This is a genomic window from Microvirga sp. P4_G7 (assembly GCF_056401005.1).
Map to the genome: position 1 here is coordinate 1 of NZ_JBFUKD010000433.1, position 3,308 is coordinate 3,308.

Below are 3,308 nucleotides of genomic sequence, written 5' to 3' on the forward strand. Positions count from 1 at the left end.
GCCTAGAACACGCGTGTGGATTCCCGCATAGTTCCCCCCGGCACCGGGTTTGTTGATGATGAATGATACGCCAGCCCCGGCAGTCACATCAGCGCTGCCACCGTTGGCGGATTTGAGCCACAAGCCGTTGCCGTTCGCCGTGGTAATGGAACCAAAGCCATTATGAATGATACTGACGTTGCCCGAGCCGGTTGAGTTGATCTCCACCCCGTCCCGTTCACTGCCGGTGCCGTTGTTGTTGGTGATGTTCAAGCCTGTCCCGTTGCCGACGACAATTCGGGACGACCCGGCCGTATTGTTCTGGACGAAGACACCGTTGTCGCCGTTCGCACCCATCGTAATAGTGTTCAAAGCGCCAAGGAAAGACACGGCCGCAATGCCGGATCCATTCGTGACTTGCGCATGAACCCCGTTGGCAGGCGTCGCGACGGTACTGACGAATTCGGTCCCGGTGATGGAGACCGTGGCGTTTGCATTCTGAGACGCCGCCCTTGCACCGGCGCCCGCAGGCGCTGTGATTTCAGTCCCCGCGGAGATCGCCAACGTGGCGGGGGATCCGGAAGCAGGCGCGCAATTGAAACCCGCCGTATAGGTGCCCGACGCCACTGTACCGCAAAATGAGGTTTGTCCGTAGGCGGGAGCAAGGCCACCGCTCGTCATGGCGACCAGCATTGATGTCGCGATGCTGGCGAGCAAGGCGCTCTCGCGCAGACCCGACGCGTTCTCTGCAGCAGTGCCTGTCGGCACTCCGGCTCCAATGAGTAAAGTCATTGATCCGTCCCCTGCCCAGGTTCCGGACGAATACCACTTTCGAGGTAGTATTGGAAGTCTCAATGAGCAATGAATGGTTGAAACGAAGTCGGCTTCCCTAACTGGTTGAGCGGGTGTCTCGACTTTGTGTTATCTCCTGATGGCTAGCTTCGCGCTCTGCAGCAACAGGTTTCTTGCGGGATCTTCCTGAACCCCCGCTGTCACCGCCGATAGCTTGGCCTGAGCCGACCAATACTCGCAGAATGCCCCTAGGTTTTAGGCGTTCGCCTACTCCTCGGCGTGATTGGCAAGTTCATTTCCCGGGCGGGATCGCCGTCATTGCTGAAATGTCCAAAGGAGACTTTCGCTCAGCTCCTTGAGCGCATCGACGGCATCGGGTCGTTCGCGTGCGACGGCGGCGATAATGGCGTCGGCGAGAGCGAAAGTGGCCGAGGGCGAATTCGGCAGCAGACGGTTTCGCGCCGGCGCAAACAGCGTCATATCCGCGATGCGGGCGAGCGGAGACGTTGGCGCATCCGTGAGTGCCAACACGACAGCGCCGCGTTTCTTGGCAACGTTCGTCAGATCGAGAGTTCCGCGCGAATAGCGGGGCATCGAAACGGCCACCACGAGATCGCTTGGTCCTGCCGACATCATGTGCCGGATGGCGTGTTCCGGCCCGCCCCGGAAAGGCGCGAAGGTCACGTTTGCGTCGAGATAAAGCGCCAGTCCGTCCTCGAGGTAGGAAGCGACATAATGGCTCGCACCCGACCCGACGATGAAGATACGGCGGGACGTCAGCAAGGCATCGATGGCGCGAGAACACACATCCTCGTCGAGCGTGGAGATCGTCTCCTCGAGATTGGCCGATTGATCCTTCAGAGCGGTGAGAAGAGTCGCGAATGTCGAGCCCGCGACTGCACGGGCATCTGCGAGGCCATCGACCGGCGCCATTGCGATCTTGAGGGCTGACGACAAGGCGGCCCGAAATTCGCCATAACCCCCGTAACCCAAAGCACGCACAAAACGCGTTACCGTCGCTGTCGAAGTGTCGCTCTTTTCGGCGAGGCCTTCGATGGTCATCGTCGCGGTGTCCAGCGGATTTTGCAGGACGAAGTTGGCTGCCCGCCGGTGCGCGCCGCTGAGCGACGGGTAGACAAGCGAAATCCGGTTAGCGAGGTCCGTCGTCGGCTTCAGGGCGGGTGACATCAGTCCTCCACGCAGATTGACGTTAGAAAATTTTCATGTTTTCTAATCTGCGAAAATAAATCTGTCAAAATGACGGGATCAAGGGAACGGAGAGAGTTCAATGCGCAGCCGTATGATGTTCGCGTTTGTTGCCGGCACTTGTCTACTGAGCGCACCCGCATGGGCCCAGTCCCTGCGAATTGCGCTCGGTTCCGAGCCGACGGCAATCGATCCACACTATCATGATTTGACGCCGAACAATGCCTTGGCCGCCCACATCTTCGACGGCCTCACCAAGCAGGACGAGAAGCAGAAACTCGTTCCGGCCCTTGCGAAATCCTGGGAGAACGATGGCAAGACACGCTGGACGTTCAAACTGCGCGAAGGAGTGACGTTCTCGAACGGCAAGCCTTTCACGGCTGACGACGTGATCTTCACGTTCTGCCGCACGCTGAAGAACGAGACCGCGATTGCCGGCTCCTTCGCGGATATCACCGGTAACTTCGCCGCCGTCGAAGCTCCGGACGCGCATACCCTCGTCATCACCACGAAGACGCCGGACCCGCTGCTGCCCAACTTCCTCTCCAGTGTCGGCATCCTGAGTTCGTCGATCGTCGCACATGACAAATTGAGTTTCGAGCCAGCCAAAAACTGCGGCGTTACCGGCACATGGCCGGTCGTGGGAGACTTCAACGACGGCAAGCTTGCGGTCGGAACCGGGCCCTACAAGTTCAAGAGCTATGTGCGTGGCACTGGCATCGAGCTTGAACGCAATGACAGCTACTGGGGCGGCGCCGAGCCTTGGGCGAGCGTTCGTTTCGTGCCGGTTCCCAATGCCGGCCCGCGTCTGGCCGGTCTGCTGGCCGGTGACTACGATGTAATCGAGAATCCGGCTGCGCGCGACCTCGGGCGCATCAAGGACGACAAGCGCTTCGGCTATGTGGTCACGCCCTCGACGCGCGTGATCTATTTCCAGCTCGACGTAGCGCGTGACCAGAGCCCGTTCGTGAAGGCCGAGAACGGTAAGAACCCCCTCAAGGATCCGTTGGTACGAAAGGCAATGTCGCTCGCGATCGATCGCGACGCCATCGTCAAGCGCATCATGGATGGCGCGGCCGAACCTGCGTATCAGTTCTTGCCGACGGGTATGTTCGGAACGCTGCCGAATCCTCCGGCGCTGCGCTACGATCCGGCAGCCGCTAAAAAGCTCCTGAGCGAGGCCGGATATCCAAATGGTTTCCAGATCACGCTCTCGACCACCAACGACCGCTACATCAACGACAGCCAGATCACGCAGGCGGTGGCGCAATACTTGACCCAGGTTGGTATCCGCGCCGAAGTGGATGCGATGACACGTGCCATCTACTTCC

Annotated in this window: 3 protein-coding genes; 1 reads left to right on the plus strand and 2 read right to left on the minus strand. The window is 59.7% G+C overall.

What is annotated here, in order from left to right; all coding sequences use genetic code 11:
- Both AC1DT3_RS15895 and AC1DT3_RS15900 read right to left on the minus strand, forming a co-directional pair.
- Positions 1-771, minus strand: a 771-nt coding sequence (locus tag AC1DT3_RS15895) for a hypothetical protein (protein ID WP_477466214.1), incomplete at its 3' end; no start/stop codon positions are given.
- Between the two features lie 315 nt (positions 772-1,086).
- Positions 1,087-1,959, minus strand: coding sequence for a MurR/RpiR family transcriptional regulator (locus AC1DT3_RS15900; protein ID WP_477466215.1), 873 nt, complete (start codon positions 1,957-1,959; stop codon positions 1,087-1,089).
- A gap of 100 nt (positions 1,960-2,059) precedes the next feature.
- Here AC1DT3_RS15900 and AC1DT3_RS15905 point away from each other — a divergent pair.
- Positions 2,060-3,308: ABC transporter substrate-binding protein (locus AC1DT3_RS15905; protein WP_477466216.1), on the plus strand; the 1,249-nt coding region annotated here is incomplete at its 3' end.

Excerpts from the sequence above, each read along its gene's own strand:
- AC1DT3_RS15900 (WP_477466215.1), bottom strand. The coding sequence starts at position 1,959 with ATGTCACCCGCCCTGAAGCCGACGACGGACCTCGCTAACCGGATTTCG.